The organism is Methylibium petroleiphilum PM1 (assembly GCF_000015725.1).
Classification (GTDB): Bacteria; Pseudomonadota; Gammaproteobacteria; order Burkholderiales; family Burkholderiaceae_C; genus Methylibium; species Methylibium petroleiphilum.
This window is the reverse complement of the sequence record NC_008826.1, coordinates 310,427-329,940: the sequence shown is the minus strand read 5'-3', so window position 1 is coordinate 329,940 and position 19,514 is coordinate 310,427. Positions and strand designations below refer to the sequence as shown.

Annotated in this window: 20 protein-coding genes; 6 read left to right on the top strand and 14 right to left on the bottom strand. The window is 65.2% G+C overall.

Translation table 11 applies throughout. From position 1 onward, the window contains the following. The first annotated feature begins 1 nt into the window (after window position 1). Window positions 2-211 (top strand): hypothetical protein, encoded by a 210-nt coding sequence (locus tag MPE_RS24170; protein WP_158304646.1) that lies wholly within the window; start codon window positions 2-4, stop codon window positions 209-211. Between the two features lie 121 nt (window positions 212-332). Here MPE_RS24170 and MPE_RS23040 read toward each other — a convergent pair whose 3' ends face one another. From MPE_RS23040 to MPE_RS23035, 14 genes are all read right to left on the bottom strand, one after another. Then, complete coding sequence (locus MPE_RS23040; protein WP_011831739.1) at window positions 333-3,851, bottom strand: conjugal transfer protein TraG N-terminal domain-containing protein; 3,519 nt, start codon at window positions 3,849-3,851, stop codon at window positions 333-335. A gap of 16 nt (window positions 3,852-3,867) precedes the next feature. Then, window positions 3,868-5,313: a conjugal transfer protein TraH gene (locus MPE_RS21355; RefSeq protein ID WP_011831738.1), complete on the bottom strand. Its 1,446-nt coding sequence runs from the start codon at window positions 5,311-5,313 to the stop codon at window positions 3,868-3,870. 23 nt (window positions 5,314-5,336) lie between these two features. After that, window positions 5,337-6,290 (bottom strand): conjugal transfer protein TraF, encoded by a 954-nt coding sequence (locus MPE_RS21350; RefSeq protein WP_011831737.1) that lies wholly within the window; start codon window positions 6,288-6,290, stop codon window positions 5,337-5,339. Between the two features lie 10 nt (window positions 6,291-6,300). Next, on the bottom strand, window positions 6,301-6,861 hold the full coding sequence (gene lepB / locus MPE_RS21345; RefSeq protein WP_011831736.1) for a signal peptidase I: 561 nt from the start codon (window positions 6,859-6,861) through the stop codon (window positions 6,301-6,303). After that, window positions 6,858-7,256 carry a TrbI F-type domain-containing protein gene (locus tag MPE_RS21340; RefSeq protein WP_011831735.1) on the bottom strand — a complete coding sequence of 133 codons (399 nt, stop codon included), beginning with the start codon at window positions 7,254-7,256 and terminating at the stop codon, window positions 6,858-6,860. The genes lepB and MPE_RS21340 overlap by 4 nt, the downstream gene beginning before the upstream one ends. Window positions 7,257-7,409: 153 nt before the next feature. Beyond that, window positions 7,410-9,893, bottom strand: coding sequence for a type IV secretion system protein TraC (traC, locus tag MPE_RS21335; protein ID WP_237706433.1), 2,484 nt, complete (start codon window positions 9,891-9,893; stop codon window positions 7,410-7,412). A gap of 110 nt (window positions 9,894-10,003) precedes the next feature. Beyond that, window positions 10,004-10,315 carry a TraA family conjugative transfer protein gene (gene traA / locus MPE_RS21330; RefSeq protein ID WP_011831733.1) on the bottom strand — a complete coding sequence of 104 codons (312 nt, stop codon included), beginning with the start codon at window positions 10,313-10,315 and terminating at the stop codon, window positions 10,004-10,006. A 16-nt stretch (window positions 10,316-10,331) separates the two neighbouring features. Beyond that, a complete protein-coding gene (locus MPE_RS21325; RefSeq protein ID WP_049820962.1) occupies window positions 10,332-11,009 on the bottom strand; it encodes a TraV family lipoprotein in 678 nt (225 codons plus the stop codon). A 4-nt stretch (window positions 11,010-11,013) separates the two neighbouring features. After that, window positions 11,014-11,499: a FlgO family outer membrane protein gene (locus MPE_RS24385; RefSeq protein WP_011831731.1), complete on the bottom strand. Its 486-nt coding sequence runs from the start codon at window positions 11,497-11,499 to the stop codon at window positions 11,014-11,016. A 13-nt stretch (window positions 11,500-11,512) separates the two neighbouring features. Continuing rightward, on the bottom strand, window positions 11,513-12,721 hold the full coding sequence (locus MPE_RS21315; RefSeq protein ID WP_011831730.1) for a TraB/VirB10 family protein: 1,209 nt from the start codon (window positions 12,719-12,721) through the stop codon (window positions 11,513-11,515). Between the two features lies 1 nt (window position 12,722). Next, window positions 12,723-13,640, bottom strand: coding sequence for a TraK domain-containing protein (locus MPE_RS21310; RefSeq protein ID WP_011831729.1), 918 nt, complete (start codon window positions 13,638-13,640; stop codon window positions 12,723-12,725). Beyond that, complete coding sequence (locus tag MPE_RS21305) at window positions 13,637-14,278, bottom strand: type IV conjugative transfer system protein TraE (RefSeq protein WP_011831728.1); 642 nt, start codon at window positions 14,276-14,278, stop codon at window positions 13,637-13,639. Before MPE_RS21305 ends, MPE_RS21310 begins: the two co-directional genes overlap by 4 nt. Window positions 14,279-14,332: 54 nt before the next feature. Then, the gene (gene traL / locus MPE_RS21300; RefSeq protein WP_011831727.1) at window positions 14,333-14,617 is read right to left on the bottom strand and encodes a type IV conjugative transfer system protein TraL; all 285 of its coding nucleotides are present in this window, start codon (window positions 14,615-14,617) and stop codon (window positions 14,333-14,335) included. After that, entirely contained in the window at window positions 14,614-15,267 is a 654-nt protein-coding gene (locus tag MPE_RS23035) for an OmpA family protein (RefSeq protein WP_011831726.1), read from the bottom strand. The genes traL and MPE_RS23035 overlap by 4 nt, the downstream gene beginning before the upstream one ends. Window positions 15,268-15,451: 184 nt before the next feature. On the opposite strand from MPE_RS23035, the gene MPE_RS23030 reads away from it, so the two are divergent. The 5 genes from MPE_RS23030 (at window position 15,452) to MPE_RS21275 (ending at window position 19,494) form a co-directional block, all read left to right on the top strand. Then, window positions 15,452-16,264 carry a hypothetical protein gene (locus tag MPE_RS23030; RefSeq protein WP_011831725.1) on the top strand — a complete coding sequence of 271 codons (813 nt, stop codon included), beginning with the start codon at window positions 15,452-15,454 and terminating at the stop codon, window positions 16,262-16,264. Window positions 16,265-16,334: 70 nt separating this feature from the next. Further along, on the top strand, window positions 16,335-18,104 hold the full coding sequence (locus MPE_RS21285) for a type IV secretory system conjugative DNA transfer family protein (protein ID WP_011831724.1): 1,770 nt from the start codon (window positions 16,335-16,337) through the stop codon (window positions 18,102-18,104). 57 nt (window positions 18,105-18,161) lie between these two features. Continuing rightward, window positions 18,162-18,440 (top strand): hypothetical protein, encoded by a 279-nt coding sequence (locus MPE_RS24760; protein WP_237706432.1) that lies wholly within the window; start codon window positions 18,162-18,164, stop codon window positions 18,438-18,440. A gap of 53 nt (window positions 18,441-18,493) precedes the next feature. Next, window positions 18,494-19,045: a hypothetical protein gene (locus MPE_RS24755; RefSeq protein ID WP_011831723.1), complete on the top strand. Its 552-nt coding sequence runs from the start codon at window positions 18,494-18,496 to the stop codon at window positions 19,043-19,045. Then, window positions 19,045-19,494 (top strand): hypothetical protein, encoded by a 450-nt coding sequence (locus MPE_RS21275; RefSeq protein ID WP_011831722.1) that lies wholly within the window; start codon window positions 19,045-19,047, stop codon window positions 19,492-19,494. The genes MPE_RS24755 and MPE_RS21275 overlap by 1 nt, the downstream gene beginning before the upstream one ends. Window positions 19,495-19,514 lie beyond the last annotated feature (20 nt).

Below are 19,514 nucleotides of genomic sequence, written 5' to 3'. Positions count from 1 at the left end.
GATGACCAGACCCCTCTGGAGGGTGATATTCACGAAGGGCACTTTGCGGTCCGGCGTGCCCGCCGACCGCGGTCCTTGGCATGAAAAGCGAGGAGTGGCTGAAGGCTGGCTGACGTTCTTCGCCGGCCTCGGGCGCGACGTGCGCCTGCAAGCATCGAATGGCGACATCTACGAGAACGGGCGCCTGGTGGTGGCCGGAGCAAAGCTGTAGCACCGGTGCCGCTCATCAAGTGGCAACGCCCCTGAGACCTCGGTCCAGGGGCGTTTGCTTTGCGCCGTCGGCGTCCCGCTCGGGTCGCCCATAGGAAAGGGCCCCGCGGGGCCCTTGTCTACTACTTCCTCTTGAACAGCGCCGGCACCTTCCTGCCAGGCCTGGAGGCGGGGGGAGGATTGCTTCCGCCGCCGCCAGAATGTGCCTGGCCCGGAGTGCCAGGTGCCTGCGGCGCGCCGCCAGAGCCGCCAGCGCCGCCAGCGCCACCAGGCCCGCCGGCACCGCCAGCGCCACCCCCTCCACGGCGACCGCCGGCGCCGAGGCCGGAGAGTGCGTTGACGGCGGTCACCGCAGCCACGGTCGTGGCGATCGTCTGGCCAGATTCGGAGCTCAAGACCTGCTTCATGGGGTCGGTGATGTTGAGCTTCTGAATGTCCGGCGTCTGCGGGCCCGCGGCGGCCGGTCCGTCCTTGTTCACCAGCTGCGCCATGCCGGCCGGATCGGTCCGATGCTGCACGTGCCGGTCCCGCAGTTCCTGCATCGAGGGCGCCGCGGGCGCGGCGGGTACAGCAGGCGCGGCGTGCTTCGGCGCCGCGTGGGCCGTCACGGGGCGCACGGCGGGCGACCCAGCGCCTGCGGCAACGGGCGCGGTGTGCCTGGGCGCAGCTGGCTGCGGGGCCGGCTGAGCGGGCATCACGGGGGCCTGGGTATAGGCCGTGCCGCCGATGGCGGACGTGGCCGCGACAGGCTGCGGGACGATAGTGCCTGCAGCAGGCACCTCGCGCTGAGCCTGGGAGATCCGATCCCCGATGTTCGGCGCCGGCAGCCCGGCGTTGCTGTCGGCGTTCAGCCCAGACGGATCGCGACCCGACACCAGATTGAAGCTCTTGTCGACCGCAGACAGAGCCATGGCGCCGGCGGCGAGGTTGCGCTCGTCTTCCGTCATGCCGCCCTTGATCTGGTTGTCGATGAGCATGCGAGCCCTCGCGACATCTCCAGCGATCGCGCCGTCCATCTGCGCCATGCGCTGGCGCAGGTCGGCAGCCATTGCCGGGTTGGCACGCAGCAGCGCCGCGAAGTCGGCCGCAGAGCCGCTCCACGCGACGCCAGCGTCGAGTGCCTGCTGCGCGTTGCGCTGGTAGGTCTGATCGCTCGACTGAATCCGCTGCTCGGCAGCCTTGAAGGTCTCGCTGATCATTGCGGCAGTCGAGCGCTGACTCTGATCGGACCGTTGCGTGCCACGCGTCTTGGAGTTTGTGACGTCGTGCCCGACGTAGTCGCCGCGGGTCCAGTTCGTCATGTCCGAGGCCATCTGCTGCTGCTGCTCGGCCGTCGTTCCGGAAAGCTCCTTGGCAGCCGAAATCGCGGCGGACATGTTCGCCTTCGCGCCTGCCTGCGTGTTGTCGAAGATGGCGGACGTCATGGTCGCGATCGTTCCGCCCTTCTCCAGTGCGGAGCTGATGCCGCGGATCGCCTTGGTCGCGCCGGCGATCATTGCGCCACGGCCTGCAATGGCCGCACCGCGAACCGCGAGGCCAGCAGCAGCGCCGCCGACACCAGTCGTCGCCGTTCCGACCACAGTCGCACCGATCATGCCCGCCGTCATGGCCGTGTCGATCAGGGTGCCAACCGCATCCTCATCGCCGCGCGCCAAGCGCGACATGAACGAGGCATCCTTGGTTGCCAGATCCTTGGCCGCGCCCGAAAGGAGCGCTTCGGCGCCGGCGGCGTCCTTCACCTTGCTGCCGCCCGCGGCCAGGGCCTTCAACATGCCAGGAACGATGGCCGCCTTGATGCTTGCGCCGATCTCCATGCCGGCCTGCGAGCTGACCGCCGCCTTGGCCAATGCCTGCTGGGCCGCAGTGCTGCTTGCGGCATTGCCGAACGAGATCGTGTGGCCATCGGTCGTGCGGAAACCAACGCTGTCGCCTTCGGTCCTGACAGCGCCGACGCTGTTGAGCGTCGAGAGCATCCTGGTTTCCGCAGCGTTCAGACCCTTGCTCAGGTCGGCGCCGATCGACTTCTGATCCGCCTCGCGGGTTGCGTTGGCGCTGGCCATCGCGCTCGAGTTGGCGGCACGGTGCGTCATCATCAGCGGCGGCGTACCGGTCTGCGTGACAACGCCGGTGTTCGCGTTCTGCTCAGCCATGCTGGTGCGCTGCGCCAGAGGCGAGTTCTTCATGAGGTCCGGCGTGGCCAGCTTCTCGTCGACGCGATCCTTGCCGCCCATGTTGTTCGCGAGCTGCGAGATCGCCATGCCGGAGATACCGAGGATGGTTGCGGTCACCAAGGGGGTCGCGGCCAGCATGTCGGACGCGATCGCCAGGTTCGTGCTGATCACATCGTAGTAGACGGACTTGAGGTTGCCCGGGGTCACCGCGCGCGCGGTGATCTGCGCGACCTTTCCGGCGACGTTGTTCTGGATGTACATCTGGATCACGGCTGCGACGGGGAGCCACGACGCAGTCCAGACACCGAAGCCGAGGAACTTGACGTACATGCCGATGGCGCCGGCACCACGGAGGAGACCGAAGATGATGACGATGGGAGCCAAGCTGTAGAACATCAGCTGCATGAAGACCATCGCGGGCATCATCGTCTTGGCGAAGAGGCTCGCCGACGCTGCGGAGTCGGTTTTCCACTGCTCCGCGGCCTGCGTCATCATGACGTCGCACGACGAGAACGCGTCCTGCGAGGCTGACTTGTCGATGCAGTTGAACGTGCTGGTCATCGTGTTGTAGAAGAGCACGTTCAGCATGAACTGGTCAGCGTTCTGGCGCGCGGAGCCGGTCATCGAGTTCAGGATCAAGCGGTTGACCGAATCGGTGATCATGGCCCCGTCGATTGGGCCGGCGTTCGGATTCTTCGACTTGACGTTGGTGTTGACCAGCGCTTCGAGCTTCGTGGCGCCTCCGAGATTGGAATCGGCGGTGTGCAGCAGATCGTTCGATCGTGCCGCGAGAGACGCCTTCGCCTGAACGCACGAGGTCGACGTGCCCGAGGGTGCTGCCGCTGTGAAGGCGGTGGTGAGCCCGTTGTCCCGGGCATTGGTGAAGATGTAGTCGAGCGCATCCGGAGCCGCTGCCAGCGACTCGGGGTTGACCGTGCCGCCGGGGACGCAGTCCACGATGAATTGCTTCGTGGAAGCCGCGAGCAGAGGGTCGACGCTCTCCATGCCTTGACGCAGCGAGTTCAGGATCTGGAGGGGCATCACATAGCCGGTCTCGCCGAGCGCCATGAAGCTGCCGTCCACGCCCTGGAACGCAGTGTTCGAGAAGTCGAAGATCTTGTAGGCCGCGGTGCTGATCGCCGAGGCCGGCATGCTGAGCAGCGCTGGGACGTTGTCCACGACGCTTGTGTTTCCGGTGTAGACATCGGTGATCTCGACCTTCGTCTTGATGTTGATCGATGAGACGAAGACCCAGAACACCAGGAGACCAACGATGGGGCTGCCGCCTTGGATCAGCTGCTGTCCAGCCTCCTTGTTGACCAGGAAGATCAGGAAAGCCGTCAGGCCAACCAAGGCGCCGAGGAGAGCCGCGCCGCCGAGGAAGTCGGTGCTTCCCAGGACCATCGCCACGCTGTTGAGGGCGGCGACAAACGAGCCGACTTCGCCGAGAACGTAGATGCTGAAGTTCATTCGAGTGCTGCCCTGATCACTTGATGCGCGCGAATACGGCCGGGTTGTCGGAGACGACCGCAGCCACATAGGCGCGTACCGCCATCGTCTGCTCAGTCAGCTTGGTGTTCTCTTGGCGCAGTTCGGAGAGCTCGGCCAGGCGCTGCTTCTCGGCTTCGACGATCTCGGGAGGCTTGGGGAACTTGCCCTCGGTGAAGCTCATGCGGATCGCGCGCACCGCAGCCTCGCCGTACTTCACAGCGATCTCGTTGGCGATCTGGTCGACCAGACGCGTCGCGACGTGTTGGGATGCACCGGGTACCGCTTGCACCTTGCGGACCAGCGCCAAGGTCGGCGTCTGGACCGAGTTGAGGAAATCCTTCTGGGCTTGTGTGAAGCCGCAGCTGGTCGTGGAGCAGGACTCGAGCTTGCCGATGATGGAGCCTGCGGTCGGAACACCGCTGGCCAGGCCGTCCGCGTAGCCGAAGAGCATCTTGTTGACGTAGCCCTTCATGCCGTCGAACGTCACAGCCGTCTCGGTCAGCTGCGTGCACTGGTGCTTCGCGTAGCCGTCCGAACAGGTCCAGATCTTGAACGGCTTGCCGGAACTGGATCCGTCACGAAGATCGAACAAAGTGAGCAAGTACGGCTTGACGGTGCCGGTGTCCTTCTGCGTCACTCCACCAGTCGTTGTCGTGTCGGCCTTGGTGGTGCTCATGATCACCGTGCCCATCAGGCTCATGATGATCTCGTTCGTCCGATTCGCGTTTGAGTCGGTCGACGTCGTCGGGTCACCCAGCAGCACACCGGAATTGCTCGATACGAGCGCCTTCCAGACAGGGTTGCCGCATTCCGCGCAATAGCCGCCAGCGTCTGCCGTGCGCGTCGCGCTGTTGGGGGTCGTGAAGAAGCTGGTCATGCCGCTCCACAGGTCGTCGAAGCCGCCCTTGGCCGCTTCCGCGGCCGCGGTCGCGCCGTCAACCATGTCCTTGCGCGCGGACGGGTCGCTGAAGCTCTTGACCACCTGGTTGGCGATCGCGCAGGTGTTGCGCATGTTCTCGTTCAGCGCCTGCATCTTGGCCTGGAACTCCTGCATCTGCTTGCCGAGCGCCGGGTTGATGTAGTCGATCGCCGCCTTGAAGGCCAGGCCGACCGAGTTCGCTGCGATCTGCCGGAACAGCGCCACCAGCTGGTCCGCGTTGATGAACGAGAACGAGCCGCCGAACATGTCGATGCCGCCGCAGCCGGCCGCCAGGCGCGGCGGATCGAACGCGACCAGATTGATGTTGCGCACCGGGGTGCGCATTGCGACGCTGCCGCCGACGAAGCCGCCTCGCGACTGCGAGGAGAAGGCTTGTGGCGCGGTCGAGTTCGACATGAACATGCCGTCGAGTGCGTCTTGGAGGCCGGCATGCGCAGGGCTGGCAAAAAGCGAAGCCGCCAGGGCGGTCGCGGCGGCAAGGATGCGGAGGTTGATCTTCATTCAGGTGTCCCTTGTTCGGTAGTTCAGTAGCGGCCCTGCAGCTTGTCCTTGAGGTACTGCACCCAGTCTTTGGGGTTGGATCCGGCACCCTGCTGCGTGTCCTCTGCTGAAAGGACGCCGCGGTCATACGTGCGGACCTTGGAGGCGACGTCTTTGGGGAGCAGGTTCTGCGACTCAGCCGCGAGCACAAGGCGATCGGCGAGCTGGCTTTCGGACATCATTCCCTGCGAGACCACGTAGTAGTTGTTCGGCGGAACGACCAGGACGGTGGTGGGTGTCAGCTTCAGGTTGAGCAGCTTGGCGTGGCCGTTGTCCTTCTCGAAGGTCTTCAGCTCCGGCACGCCGACGCCGTCCAGGGAGATGAACTTGGTGTAGAAGCCGTGCTTGCGCGCGAGCTCCTGCACCGAGAAGATCTGCGGCCGGCAGAACTCGCACTTCGAGTCGAAGAACACCCAGAGACCTCCAACGGTCGTCAGGTGCTTGAGCGCATCGGTCTTCGCGGACTCCACACCTTTCAGGAAGGAGGGCTTCGCGTAGGTCGACAGCGGGACGCGGTTGTTCTCGTCGAGGAATGGGTCGCTGGCCACCACGCTGCGCGCCTTCTCGGCGTAGGTCTGCGACTTGTCCATCGCAACGCGCTGCGCGTATAGGTAGGCCTCGACGTTTTCCTTGGTGGGGTTGTCGATGGCAGCCTCGAGCAGCTTCGGCATGTTTTGCTGCAGCCACTTGGCCGAGAACGGCTCCTGGCTGGCGTCCGCCGGCTGCGCGCTCCTGGCAGCCGCCGGAGCGGAGGCCTTTGGCGCCGGAGGTTTCGGGGCGTCCTTCGGGTCCTTGTACCAAAACCACCCCTCCGCCTTGCGCTCGATGAAGCGGCCGGGCGCGTCATCGCCGCCGGCGGCATCCTGGGCACGCAGCGCGGGCGCGGCGACGACAAGAGTCAGCGCTGCCCAGACGAAACGAAGCGTGAAGCGAGTCATGCCAGCAACCTCAGAACAACGGGCTCAGGCTGCCGATGACGGAGCGCTGATCCAGGAAGCCCCAGTAGCGGCTATCGAAGCTGCGGGGTTCGGTGCCGACAACAAAGATTTTCCCTTCCGGAACGATCTCGTCGCGATCGAAGGCCCCGGGCGCGCGACCCAGCTTGGCGTTGTGGATCAGCTTGCCCACGGGCGCGCCGTTGACCCAAGCGAAGTCGTCCTTCACGACGACGTGATCGCCAGGCACACCGGCGACCATCTTGCCGATCATCTTGCCGGCGTAGTTGGGACCCATGACGCCCTCGAAGTCGCGGTACGCCACAAAGCCGCCACGCGCGATTTGGGGGCGCTCGAAATGGAGCACGTAGACGCGCCACGGCATGCAGCGGACCTCCTCGAGATCCAGGCCGATCTTGTAGGTGTGCGAGATGGTGTTCGCCGCCACCGTCACGACTAGCCAAGCGACCGCCGTCCAGATGAGGGACAGACGAAGGAACCGCATGCGGGCCCGGTCTTCCGCGATCGCGGCGAACCAGTCCCGGGTGCGATGGAAAGTTGCGACGGCGTTCACTTGAGGTCCACCCCAAGCGCAGCAGCGATCTCGCGCGTGGCATCGACGCCGGCCGGCCGGTTCAGCGCGACGGAGGCGTTCAGGACCACCACGCCAGCATCGGAGTAGCGGATCAGCTCTGCGTTGAGCGCACGAATGAACTGCTGGCCTGCCGCCGCGGCCTGTTCCTGCGTGATTCCAGGCTTGCTCAACGTCTGGTCGATCTGAGCTTTCGCGATCTTCTCCGTGTCGACGATCACCACGGGCGACGAAGCGCGCGACGACGTGGCAAGGCGCCAGGAGGCGTAGCCGCTGATCGCCGAGCAGGCGATCGCGACGATCATGACGTTGATGAGCGAAACGCCGGAGCGCGGCTCGGCGGCGGGTGCGTTCTGGGCTGGATCGGGGGCGTTCATGGGTGACCTGTTCGAGCGATGATGGGTGTATCTCGCGGAATCATAACACGACCACATACGCCGTGTGAATCTCTGGCGATACAAGAATGCGCAACTCAAGCAAAACGGGCCGCGCAAGGCGGCCCGTTCGGCTGAGGTGGAGAGGCGATAGGCTTAGGCGGCCTCCAGCTCTCTGCCGGCCCGATCGTTCTCGCTGGCGATGTACGCATCCACGGCCTCGACGACATCCTCCCCGCGATCGATTGCGCCGAGGATCTGATCACGCTCGGCGCCGCTGGTCGAGAACATGACCTGGGTGAACCGGTCGACCACGAGGCGCAGGATCCCCCAGCTGTTGTCGCCGCGCTTGACCATGACCTCCGAGTAGGCACCCCTCACGGTGTGCACGGTCTTCAGCATGTACGCGCCGTACGGCTCGATCTTGAACTGGCCACCATCGATCGCCGCGTCGACGGCCTCGCCGTTCTGCTTCAGGATGAACTGCCAGGCCGAGTTCGCCACGATCGCGCGCGAGTTGGGTGAGTTGTACAGGTCGGCCAGCGACTGGGTCACGACCAGAACAGCGCCGTCGTGCTTCCGTGCCTTGCGATAGGCCGCTTCCATAGCCTTGGCCATAAGCGGGTCGTCCAGCAGTTCCCAGGCCTCGTCGATGATCAGGATCTTCTTGCGGCCGTGCGTGCGGTAGATCTCGTGGTTGATGCGCGAGATGAGCTGCAGCAGCACCACTTGCTGGAGCGCCTTGCGGCCCTTGAGGTCCTGGAGCTCCAGCACGACGAACGCGTTGTCGAGGTCGAGATTGTTGTCGCCATCGAACCAGCGCGTGTAGGCGCCGCCTGCGAACGGATAGAGCTGCTTCGCCAGGCGGTGCGCCTCGCTGTCCGTTTGCGCCATCAGGAACTCGACGATCGCGATGACGTTGGCCTTGTTGCCGAACTTCGTGTAGACGCTGGTGATCGCCTGCTCGAGGATGGCCATCTGGTAGTCGGACAGCGACTCCTCGGGCGCTGCCATCTTGGCGATGGTCGCCTTGAGGATGTCCATCTCCTCGTCCAGGTTGCCGTCGATGTTCGTGAACGGGTTGAGGCAGATCCTGCTCTCGGCGTGGAATTCGACGAACTCGCCACCCACCGAGCGGCACAGCTTCTTGTAGCTGTGGCCGACGTCGATCGCCCACACCTTGGCGCCCTCCGCCAGGTAGTCCGAGACCAGCTTCTGTGTGAAGAACGACTTGCCGGCGCCGGACTCGGCGAACACGACCCCGTTGTAGTTGGTCGACGAATCGTAGAGGTCGAACAGGGCCGGCTGTCCGCGTCGCGTAACCATCAGAACCGAGCGGCCCACGCCGCTGCCGCGCCACTCGCCGATGATCGGCAGGAAGCAGACGGCCTGCGACACGGCCATGGTGTGGAAACGGAAGGTCTTCTCGATCGCCGGCGCACTGACGTTCAGCGGCAGCAGGTTGTCCCACATCGTCTCGAGGATGCGGCTGTCCTCGCGGAACTCGAAGGCGAGCGACGAGTAGTAGGCCTGCAGGCCGGCGATCGACTTGTTGAGACGGCTCCTGTCTCGTGAGATCAGGAAGATCGAGAAGTTGACGTCGCAGAGGACCGCGCCACGTCCCTCCATCTCGTGCACCAGGGTGTCGATGCCTGCCTTCTTGTAGCCGAGCACCGGGATCATGTGTGCCGTCGGGCCGAAGACCTGGTGATTGATCATGGCCGAGCGGCCGCGCACCCAGTCGGCCTTCTTGACCTGGTCGGGGTAGTGCAGCGTCAGCGTGATCCAGTAGGGCTCCGTGATCTGGTTCGACAGCCCCTGCGGCTCTCCGACGATGAAGTTCATGAGCCCGAGCGTTGCGCGCTTCGGGAAGTGCTTCACGCTCAGCAGCTTGGCGAAGTGCTTGCCGTCGTGGAAGCTGATCGTCGACTTGTCGTCGTAGCTGACCGAATCGCCGGGGAAGAAGATCTGCTCGCGGATCGGCTTGTGCGCGTCGTAGCGGTCGTCGATGGGGTCGTGAGGGTGCGTCATCAGGCGCATGAGCGCGACGTAGCGCGGCGCGTCCAGGGCCTCCATGTGCAGGCCGGAGGCCTTGAGCGCTTCCTGCAGGCGGTCGGCATACTCCTTGGCCGAAGAGATGTCGGCCTCGGTCGGTCGATTGTTGTGGAGCGGCGTCTTGATCGTGATCACCAGGCGCTGCCGGTGCAGGTAGATGCCCGAGCGCGATACCAGCGGCTTCTCGCGCCCCGAGGAGATGAGGTCGCGGTGGCGAGCAGCGAGAGCGCCGAGGACGCCGTCTTGCGCCTTCGCGCCGACGTAGGCGTCGAGATACTCGTCGACGTCGGGCGTCGACAGCAGGCCGATCTGTACGAAGGTACCGGCCGGGAAAGGCATTCCGAAGGCGGAGCTGAACTTGTCCACGGTCGACTGGTCTGCGCCGGTCAGCGGGTCACCAACGAAGCAGGCGCCGAGATAGCTGACCTCGCCGTCGGTCATGTGAAACAACCGCGTGGCTGGGTCATGCGCCATCACAGTGAGATTGGCGAATGGGACGTTGTCCCGCTCTTGCCTCAGGAATCCAAACATCTTGATCTTTTCCTTGCGACTAGGAGCCTGAGGCCCCTTGGAATCTGCGGACAACCATGGGTGTCTACGCGGAAAGAACCTGCCGCCGGTGATGCCACGAGCGGCAGGTTGCCCTTTCCGACTTGAAGTCCTCGATGACCGTCATGCAGACAGTCACGGGATGCTTACATCGTCGCCGTGAAGATGCCGCCGAGCACGGCCGGGCCGATCGAGCCCGCCAGCGCGACAGCCACACCGGTGACCACCGACATGACCGACTGCTTCACGACGCCGATGGCCAGGCCGACGCCGAGCGACCCGAGGGCGAACGTCTTGCCCAGCGAGCCTTCGAGCCAGGCGGTCAGGCGCGTCGTCACGGAGTTGAAGTCGTTGGTACCGGTCGTCGCGGTGCCGGCGACAGCGACACCGGCGAGGGCCAGGGCGGCAGCGGCAACCGCGAGGCGACGCTTGGACAGGGTGGAGAGATTGAACTTCATGGTGAAACCTTTCTGATCAGTTAGGGAGAGAGAAATCCGCGGAAGAGGAGCCCTCGGCCGGTTCGGCCGTGGGGGTCGCTGGTTTGGCGAAACCCCGAGGGGCTTGCTCCGCAGCGCTCGCAGTCGACCGTTGCGGGTCGGTCGACGCGAAATCCTTGTGGGGCACGACGACGCCGCGACCGGCGAACGCCTGCTTGCCGAATGTCCATCGACGCGCCTGCACCTCGGTGAAGAGGTAGCTCGGGTAGTGCAGGTCGTCGTTTTTGTCGATCCACGGCGCGATCCAGATGCGCATGACCTGCGCAGGCTCGCGCACCGGGCGGCCGCCGATGGTGGCGCCCACCAGGCCCAGCGTCTGGGCGTTCAGGCCGGGAACGCTGCGCTCGTTGGGAGTGCGGCGCTCACCGCCGGAGGCGTCTGAACGCGCAACGCCCGGGATCGGGGCAGCGGCGTCGGGCTGCTCTTCGACCAGAGCGCCACTCGTGCCGCGGATCAGTTTGCTCCAGGCAACCGGCGAATCGGTCTCAGCAACAGGCGGCGAACCGTTGGTCGAGCGGTAGATCGCGGTCGGCGTTCGGCAGGTGACTTTCGCCTCGCCCGGAGTGCAGCCGTACTCGTCCGAACCGGCCGTGTTGAGGATGGTGCCGCAACCGCTGGCCAGCAACGTGACGCCCATCGCGAGCAGGAGACGCATCGGATTACCCTTCATAGCGCAGCTCCGCGTCGGTGGCGGCGAGCACCAGGTTGTCGGCGATACGGATGGCCTTGAGGTTGGCGTACACACGGGGGCGCATGACCGAGTAGGTGCCGACAAGAACCCCTTGTGCGTCGTAGGTACGGCCAGCTGCAGCAGCTTCACGGGACAGCACGAGCTCGCCGTTCGGGCGGTAGACCAGCGGGTTGCGGATGCGAACGTCAGCGATGCGCACGCCGGCCTGCGCCAGGCGCGAGCTGACCATCTCGGCGAACGTGCGGCCGAAGGTGGACGAGGCCTCGAGGTCGTCGACGTTGACGAGCGGGGCGACGACCAGCGGCTTGGTCGCATCGAAGTTGGCCTTCAGCTGCGGGAGCAGCCGATCGACGGCGAGCTGCGCGTAGTCTTGCAGCGTCTCGGGATCGCAGCCGACCAGGAGCGCGGTCGCAGGGACCAGCGCGCCGAGAGAGAGGAAGTTTCGACGGTTCATGATGTTCCTGTGATTACTTGAGTTCGAAGCCCTTGATGACGACGATCGTCAGCTTGCGACCGGCGTTGATCTCGACGACAGGGGTTGCTTCGCGCGCCATCTCGAGGAAGAAGCCGGAGACCGCCTTCGATGCATCGGAGAAGCCGCGCGCCACGCCGGTCGCCGCGAAGGTCTGGGCGTCGAGGCGAGTGGTCGGGGTGGTGCCGCTGGGCGACAGGCTCAGCTGCGGAACGGCCTGAGGAGTCAGCGCCTCGCCGAAGCCCGCGAGCACGCCAGCGGCCAGCGAGCGAGCGATCAGCTGGCCCTGCTTGCTCACGAGGCGGCCACGAGGTCCGACACTGCCGTCTTCGCCGACGACGTAGCCGTCGATCTTGGCTTCGATGGCCTTGCCGTCTTCCTTGACGCACGAGATCGTCTCCGTGCGCAGTTGGACGCGTTCGCTGCTGAGCACGCCGAAGCCGCTCACGAGGACGAAGCACTCCTTGACGTCCTGGGAAAAGTGGTTCGGCAGGACCGCCTCGGTCTTGACTCGCATCACCGCGGGCACCGGGTTCTTCTGCGCGACCGACGAAACCGGCGCATCCATACCGTTCAGGAGAGAGGCCTCCAGGAACGAGCCGGCCGGGATGTAGGCAACCGGCTTGTCTTCGGAGACTGCGGCCTTGCGATCGATCTTCTTGGCCTCGCCGCTGACGCGCAACCGGTTGACCGGCTCGGCCGGAGCCGGCGGCTCCGCCATCGGTACGCTGGCGCCAGGAAGCGGGTCGCCCAGCGAAGGCGACGAAGCGGCAGCCTGGGCAACAGGAGCGCCACGCGTCTCGATTTCCTGGATCTTGGTCTTGAGGGCAACGACCTCGTTCAACAGGTCGGTGGTGACTGCGTCCGGCTTGCGGCCGCGATCACCCTCGTCCAGCCGCTTGAGCAGCAGTTCCTTGTCGGCCGTCTCCTTCTTCAGCTGCTCCTGCAGACGCGTGAGCTGCTCGGATTGCGCGCGGCTGTCCGCCGCAAGCGCTTCGACGGAGTTGTCCGGCGCCTTCGGAAGCATCAGCTGCGTGCGGCTGGTGTCGACGGGCGACTTGCGCGCCGGCCCACCCTTCGACGAACCGGAGTCCATCACCGTGGCGACGACGATCATCGCGAAGGCGGCTCCAGCCATCAGCACCATGTTTCGCTTCTTGGGCCCTGCGGTGACCCAGAAGTCCTTGATCGACTTGGGCAGCATCTCAGTTCTCCGTCGCGCGCTTGTCCGCGACCACGAAGATCGTGGTCTCTTCGCCCTTGCGGATCACCGCGGTCGGGAAGAAGGCGACAGCACGCACACCTTCGGTGTAGAAGGCGTCCTCAGCGAGCTCCACCTGATCACCCGTGCCGCGAATGCGATAGCGGTAGATGTCATAGGCCGGCCCCGAGTAGCGGGTCATCGGGTGGATCGAAACGCCCGGCAGCACGGCGGCCGCGTTGGGCAGCGTGCCCTCGGCGAACCCCTCGGGAACCTTGTTCAAGGCGACCTGACGCAGCAGGTAGCGCAGGCGCTCGCTGTAGACGTCGGTCACCGGAGCAGGCTCCGAGTCGACGCCCGTGACACCCCCCTTGGCCAGCGGCGCATCGATCTGCAGCACGATGGTCTGCTGCGGGATGGGCTTGGGCACCAGCGTGAGCGAGACGACGGGGTCGTTCGCGTTCGAGCCCGTGATGTAGAGCGCAACCGGCTTCTCGGGGTCCTTGGGCAGGAGGTAGATCGACTGACCCACGGTCTGATATTCCACGTCCTGGGTATCGATCACGCGAGGCGCGTCGAACGGCGTCGAGATTCGGTTGGCCATGGACGAGCTCACGTAGGCGATCTCGTTGCGATCGGACTGGACGCGGATCACGTTGGCGCGGGACAGCTGCTTCTCGCCGGGCATCACACCCAGGCCGGGCAACGGCTGCTCGACAACGCGCTTCACGAGCTTGTCGTCCACGGGGGGCGCCTTGACGGCAGCTTTGGCGACCACCGGTGCGGCCGACTTCGGCGCGGCGACCACCGGTGCGGCCGACTTCGGCGCGGCGACCACCGGCGGCGGCGGGAGGGTTTGGGCGACGGCGCTCAGCGCTACCGACGCCAGCGTGACGGCAAAGACATTCTTCACGGGGCTCATTCCTTGGTTGCGTCGGCCTGCGCCTGCTGTTCAGCCAGGCGCTCCTTGTTGTTCTCGATCCACTGGAGCGTGTGCGGGTCGGCACCGGCGTACGAAGCCATGGCGGTGACCTGAGGCCGGCCGTTGTCCATGCGGATCTCCATCTCGTAGACGCTCTGGACGCGGCTGATTCGGCCCGTCGCGTCGTTCGTCGTGATCTCACCCACGACGAAGACCTTGTTGGTGGCCGCCTCGTACTCCACCTGGATAGGGTCGAAGCGGACCGACGCGCCGGACTTCTGGAACACGGGATCCTTGGCCAGCACCAGGACCTGCTTACGCACCTCCGGGTAGATCGCCGGCGAGACCGCGCTCGACAGCGTGTCCGCCACGAAGGAAGCGCTCTTGGGCGTGACGTTCGCGGTCAGCATCGCGAAGTACGTGCCGAAGCCCTTCAGGTACTCCGCGTCCGCGGTGTTCCAGCCCACCGACACGCGCTTCTCCAGGTGCGGCGGCACGAGCACCACGCGCTCACGATTGCCGGAGAAGGCGACGATCGAAACGAGCAGCGCCGCCGCCAGAGCGACGTTCGAAACCAGCATCAGAGCGGCGACCTTGTTCGCCGCCTGCCAGGTCTTGGTCATGTTCTTCAGGTTCATGCGACTATCCTATCACAGATACATAACACGTGCGCATACGTTGCATGCGTCAAACTACAGGAAGAAGTCGCGCTTCATCGCGTCCCGGTAGCGCTTGTTCAGGCCAAGCAGGCCGGCGCGGTAGCAGATGTGCAGCAACACGCCCTCGAGCGAGCCGTTCTTGAAGCGCTTGAACAGCTTCACGACGAACCAACCCACGACCATGGAGATCGGCGTGAACATGCCGCCGATGAAGATGCCGGCCGCCATGCAGGAGACGTAGACGATCGCCTCGTCGAGCTCCCAGAAGAAGATCTGGGGCTGGGCGTCGACGTAGCGAGGGATTTCGACTTCCTTCACTTGGCCTCCCCGCCCACCAGGCGAATCTCGACGCGACGGTTCTTAGCCCCATCTGCCAGGTCGATCAGGTCACGTTCGCCACGACCCTCGATCTCCAGGCGGTCGGCCGAGATCCCGGCACCGAGGAAGACCTTGGAGACGGCGCGCGCGCGGCGCTCGGACAAGCGCAGGTTGTAGAGGTCGGAACCCTGGGAGTCGGCGTGCCCGGTCAGGCGCAGGCCGAGCCCTTGGGTCACCCGGGGGATCAGGGCAGTCGCCGGCGAAAGGTCCAGCGCGGTGGCGCCGTCGAACGGGAAATAGACCGTGGCATCCGGTGCGCGCGGCGTGGCAAGCGAACTGTCGGCGCCATCGAGGCCACCATCCTGGCCCGAGGCAGACGCCTGCTCGGCCGCACGCGCAGCAAGCAGAGCGCGCTCCTCGGCCGGCAGGAGCACCTTCACCTTCGCAGGCTCGGCCACGAACCACGCCGCGCGGGACAGGTCGACCTGAAAGCGGCGGTTCAGCGGGGAGATCACGTGGGCACGGTGGGCCGGCTCGAGCGCTACACCGGCGCTCAACGGGATTTGCGCCTCACGAGCGTCGGCCGCCAGCGCGCCGGCAGAGAGCAGCGCAAGGGCTGCCGCGAAGAGGAGGTTGTTGGGTCTGTGCATGTCCGTTCCTGTATCGAATGGCTACTCTAACAGGTAACGATACGCGCCGCAAGTATCCGAACGCTTGTGTAAGGCGTCCAGATACAGCTAGAATATCGCTAAGTGTTATGCGGCCGGGCTTTGTGGGTCGATGTGACGCATCTCGCATGGCAACGCAAACCCGCGTGCATTCACAGGAGAACTGATGACGCAAACAAACCAACCGTCAGGGTTGCGGATCTGGGAGCAGGTCCAGACGACGGACCCCGCCTACACGCGGCGCTTCACGCGTCCGAGCGGCTTCGAGGGCACCGCGATCAACCCGACCTACCTGGTGCGAAAGGCGACCGAAGTCTTCGGTCCCTTCGGCATCGGCTGGGGCGTGGAGCTGATCAGCGAGAGCTTCGTGGAAGGGCACGTGATCGGCTACCCGGCCGCCGAAGGCGGGGCACCGGTGCGCGCGGTCGTTCACGTTGGTCGCTACGAGGTCTGGTACGAACTCGACGGCAAGCGCGGAAGCGCCAAGCACTACGGGCAAACCACGTTCGTTGGCAGGTCGACATCCGGCGAGATCTACACGAACGAAGAAGCGCCCAAGATGTCGCAGACCGACGCGATGTGCAAGGCGCTGTCCATGCTCGGCTTCGGTGCTGACGTGCACTTGGGCCTCTACGATGACTCGAAGTACGTGCAGGACCTCGAAGCTGCTTTCGCAGCTGGCATGAGCCCGACGGGCACCACGCCGGCCGGAAGCGCACAGCCTGCCGCAGCCGGAGCCCCGCAAGGCGAAGGCAAGAAGGGCGAACTCTCGGAGCGGTACCACCAGTACAAGGAACGGATCCGCAAGGGTTCGATCGGCGACAAGGCCACCGCACGAAAGATCATCGAGAACGACACGCTCTTGGACAAGTTCGAGCGCCAGATGCTGCTGGCCAACGAAGGCTTGAAGCTGGACGGCGAAGGAGCACAAGGCAAGCCGAAGCGTTCCGCCAACGAACGCGAGGAGTCCTTTCTTTAACCCCCCACAGCCCCGACGCACCTTGTGTGCGTTCGGGGCTCTTTTCATTCACCGATCAGAAGAGAAGTTCATGTCGTTTGCATCGATGTACCGCGCCAAGATCGGCGGCACGGTGGACACGTTGGCGATGACCGCGCTGGGCGCGGGAGCCATCCTGTCGTCGCCGGCGTTCGTCGAGTCCGGGGGCAAGCTGTCGTTCCTCATGGCGGCGGCCGGCGCCGCGCACCTCGGGCGGCGCTTCCTGCAGCCGTGGGAGGAGGCCAACGCCCTCGCCTCAAAGATCAACGTCCGCTCGGCCGACATGCTGTCCAGCCCGGACGGCCTGCTGCTGGGCTACCGGACCGACACCGGCGATCCGGTCTATATCCCCGACGAAGACCTGATGCGGCACGGCCTGATCGGCGGCCAGTCGGGTGTCGGCAAGACGGTGCTCGGCAAGCTGTTGATGTACCAGCAGATCCAGCGCGGCGGCGGCCTGGCGTTCGTCGACGGCAAGATGAACGCCGAAGACATCGAGACGATCTACCAGTATTGCTGCCTGTGCGGCCGCGAGCAGGATCTGCTCATCCTGAACCCGGGCAATCCGGGCATGAGCCACTCCTACAACCCGATCCTGCGCGGCGACCCGGACGAGATCGCGGCGCGCGTGCTCTCGCTCATCCCCTCGACCGAGAACAACCCCGGCGCCGACCACTACCGCCAGTCGGCCAACCAAGGCCTGACCACGCTGGTCGCAGCGCTGCAGGAGGCCGGCCTGGCCTTCAACTTCATCGACCTGACCATCCTGCTGATGAACCACAAGGCCATCGAGGAGCTGGAGTCGCGGCTGAAGCGCAGCAAGGGCGGCTCGGCGGCGACGAAGAACCTCAGCCTGTTCCTCGAGCAGTACAAGGGCGGCGGCAAGCCCGGCAGCGGCCTGGAGAACATGGTCGACATCAAGCGCATGAAGGAGACCTTCGGCGGCGTCGGCGGCCGGATGTTCCAGTTCGGCACGGGCAAGTTCGGCGAGGTGCTCAACACCTACTCGCCGGAGATCGATCTGTTCGAGGCGATCCGCCAGAACAAGATCATCTACGTGGCCCTGCCGACCATGGGCAAGAACGAGGCGGCGGGCAACATGGGCAAGATGTTCCTGGGCGATCTGCGCACGGCGATCTCCTGGGTGCAGGCGCTGCCGGAAGACCAGAAGCCCCGGATCCCGTTCCTGGCCTTCATGGACGAGCTCGGCTCGTACGCAGTCGCATCGCTGGCGCGCCCGTTCGAGCAGGCGCGCTCGGCGCGGATCGCCCTCTTCCCGGCTTTCCAGACGCTGGCCAACCTGGAGGTCGTGTCCCCCGACTTCGCCCAGATGGTGCTGGGCAACACCTGGACCAAGATCTTCTTCAAGCTGGGCACGCAGGAGACCGCCGAACCGGTGGCCGACCTGATCGGCAAGGAGATGCAGATCGCGAGGTCGATGACGCACACGAACAACCGCAGCGAGAACAACCCGCTGCTGGCCGTGGCGCCGGAGGGCGGGGAAGGCGAAGGCATGGGCGTGTCCGAGGGTGAGCGCGAGGAAGAGCGCCACCGCGTCAGCCCCGAAGACCTGAAGGCGCTGGACAAGGGCGAGTGCGTAGTCCTGTACGGCGGCGATGCCGTCTTCAACATCCGCGTGCCGATGATCTACGTCGACCCCGAGGTCGCGCGCGAGATCGGGCCGCTTCGCATTCACCACCGGCGCGAGCGCCAGGTCGAAGGCGCCGACTACTTCAAGAACAGCGATCGGTACCTGGGCGGCAACTCCGTTCCGTCCGGGCACCGCAAGCAGACGGCTCAGGAAATGCTGGCCGACGAGTAACCCATCCAGACAGAGCAACAACCATGAGCAAACCCACGAACAAGCAAGGAGCACGCGATGAGCGGCGACATGATGACCTACCTGGTGATGGCCGGGATTCTGCTGATCCTTCTGATGTGCATCAGCTTCTTTCGAACTTTGATTTCGGGAATCTTCTCGCGAGTGTTGACGCCTTCGATAGCGGAGACGCTGAAGGTGGTGATGAAGTGGATCTTGTTCCTGATGAAGAGACTGATGCGCTCGCATACGGTCCTGATCAAGAACTTGCTGTCGCCGCACTCAGTGGTGTACCCGACATTGCAGCGCCCAAGCGCCGGAAAAAAGACGAAGGACTGAGGACCTTCACCGAGGAGGACTTCGAAGAGGGCGTGGAGCGGATCTGCTTCAACATGGTCCGCGCCAACGTCGAGTGCCTCTTCGACCGCAAGCGCAAGCCCGAGGACTACATCAAGGCCGCGCACTGGGTGTTCGGACGCACGCTCGGCGACTTCACCTTCGAACGGTGCTGCATCGCGCTGGGCACGCGCAAGGACGTGCTGCGCCTGCGCATCCACTACGAGTTCTGGCGTCGCTGGTACGTCTTCCCGATCGAGTTCCCGTTCGTGATCGATGCTGTGCCGGACTCGGTCGAGGGCGAGATCTACATGCTGGCCGGCGACGAGGGTTACGCGCTCGCGCGGGCCGCCTGGATGCATCCGGGCATCCGCTCGAGCCAACTGCTCGAAGTGGCTGCGGCGGCAACGGAGGCCAAGAGCAAGAAGCGCCCGACCGAAGACCGCATGCGCGAAGCGCTGCAGCTGCTCAGCGAGAAGTACCTGATGTCCCAGTACAACGACAGCTGGTACCTGACCGGGCGCAACCCGGTGCTGCGCGCCATGGACCTGAGTTCGGCGCCGAACCGGGTGAGTCGCACGCACCTGAGCTGGTCGAGGATGTTCTGATGCTGGCCAGGCTGAGGTACGCAGGCGCACTCGCCGGCGGGGTGGCGGTGCTGTCCTTCGCGACGGCGCTCTTCCTCAGGCCTGGCCGCCTCCTGCCGCCAGGGGTCCGCCTCGGCAGCGGCGGCTTCATCGCGCTCGTCACCGCGGCCGTCATGGCCGGTATGCTGCGCAATGTCGCACTGGGGGGCCGCCCGGCCGTCGGCGAGCTGGCCGGCTGGGCCATCGTGACGCCGCTGCTCATCTACCTGAGCGGCTCGCGGCACCTCGGCGCGGTTTGCCTGTTCATGGCAGCGTCGATCGGCGTAGACCTGGCGGCGGTTGCCGCCCACCTCGTCGCCGGCGTGGACACCGTCCGGCATAGCGTCTGGTTTGGGGGGTGGCAGATCGCGGCAACGGCCGTGGCGGCCATGCAGCTGGCAGCCCAGCAGAAGGACGATCCGCGGAGCTGAGCCTCGGGCGGTTCTCAGAG

Coding starts and splice junctions, on each gene's coding strand:
- MPE_RS24170 (WP_158304646.1), top strand. CDS start 2: ATGACCAGACCCCTCTGGAGGGTGATATTCACGAAGGGCACTTTGCGG.
- MPE_RS23040 (WP_011831739.1), bottom strand. CDS start 3,851: ATGAACTTCAGCATCTACGTTCTCGGCGAAGTCGGCTCGTTTGTCGCC.
- MPE_RS21355 (WP_011831738.1), bottom strand. CDS start 5,313: ATGAAGATCAACCTCCGCATCCTTGCCGCCGCGACCGCCCTGGCGGCT.
- MPE_RS21350 (WP_011831737.1), bottom strand. CDS start 6,290: ATGACTCGCTTCACGCTTCGTTTCGTCTGGGCAGCGCTGACTCTTGTC.
- MPE_RS21340 (WP_011831735.1), bottom strand. CDS start 7,256: ATGAACGCCCCCGATCCAGCCCAGAACGCACCCGCCGCCGAGCCGCGC.
- traA (WP_011831733.1), bottom strand. CDS start 10,315: ATGAAGTTCAATCTCTCCACCCTGTCCAAGCGTCGCCTCGCGGTTGCC.
- MPE_RS21325 (WP_049820962.1), bottom strand. CDS start 11,009: ATGCGTCTCCTGCTCGCGATGGGCGTCACGTTGCTGGCCAGCGGTTGC.
- MPE_RS24385 (WP_011831731.1), bottom strand. CDS start 11,499: ATGAACCGTCGAAACTTCCTCTCTCTCGGCGCGCTGGTCCCTGCGACC.
- MPE_RS21315 (WP_011831730.1), bottom strand. CDS start 12,721: ATGCTGCCCAAGTCGATCAAGGACTTCTGGGTCACCGCAGGGCCCAAG.
- MPE_RS21310 (WP_011831729.1), bottom strand. CDS start 13,640: ATGAGCCCCGTGAAGAATGTCTTTGCCGTCACGCTGGCGTCGGTAGCG.
- MPE_RS21305 (WP_011831728.1), bottom strand. CDS start 14,278: ATGAACCTGAAGAACATGACCAAGACCTGGCAGGCGGCGAACAAGGTC.
- MPE_RS23035 (WP_011831726.1), bottom strand. CDS start 15,267: ATGCACAGACCCAACAACCTCCTCTTCGCGGCAGCCCTTGCGCTGCTC.
- MPE_RS23030 (WP_011831725.1), top strand. CDS start 15,452: ATGACGCAAACAAACCAACCGTCAGGGTTGCGGATCTGGGAGCAGGTC.
- MPE_RS21285 (WP_011831724.1), top strand. CDS start 16,335: ATGTCGTTTGCATCGATGTACCGCGCCAAGATCGGCGGCACGGTGGAC.
- MPE_RS24760 (WP_237706432.1), top strand. CDS start 18,162: ATGAGCGGCGACATGATGACCTACCTGGTGATGGCCGGGATTCTGCTG.
- MPE_RS24755 (WP_011831723.1), top strand. CDS start 18,494: ATGGTCCGCGCCAACGTCGAGTGCCTCTTCGACCGCAAGCGCAAGCCC.
- MPE_RS21275 (WP_011831722.1), top strand. CDS start 19,045: ATGCTGGCCAGGCTGAGGTACGCAGGCGCACTCGCCGGCGGGGTGGCG.